Source organism: Aquitalea sp. ASV15, assembly GCF_016429115.1.
GTDB lineage: Bacteria > Pseudomonadota > Gammaproteobacteria > Burkholderiales > Chromobacteriaceae > Aquitalea > Aquitalea magnusonii.
In genome coordinates, this window is the sequence record NZ_JAELTZ010000199.1 from 1 (window position 1) to 304 (window position 304).

1 protein-coding gene is annotated in these 304 nt (G+C 76.0%); it reads right to left on the reverse strand.

Translation table 11 applies throughout. The features are described 5' to 3' along the window. Positions 1–304 (reverse strand): hypothetical protein (locus tag JHD64_RS21500; RefSeq protein WP_199055720.1); only part of this gene is annotated, 304 nt, incomplete at both ends.

The window sequence follows — 304 nt, forward strand, 5'->3', positions numbered from 1 at the left end:
CGGGCCACGGTCGCGCTGATAGCTGCGTTCGCCTTCCGGGCGGCGCGATTCATGCAGATCGCCACGGCTGTCGGCCGGGTGCAGGCTGCGCGGTGCCGAGGCATCGCGTTCGCGCGGCGGGTAGGGCCTGTCTCTTATACACATCTGACGCTGCCGACGAACGAACAACAGTGTAGATCTCGGTGGTCGCCGGATCATTAAAAAGGGGGGGGGGGGGGGGGGGGGGGGGGGGGGGGGGGGGGGGGGGGGGGGGGGGGGGGGGGGGGGGGGGGGGGGGGGGGGGGGGGGGGGGGGGGGGGGGGGG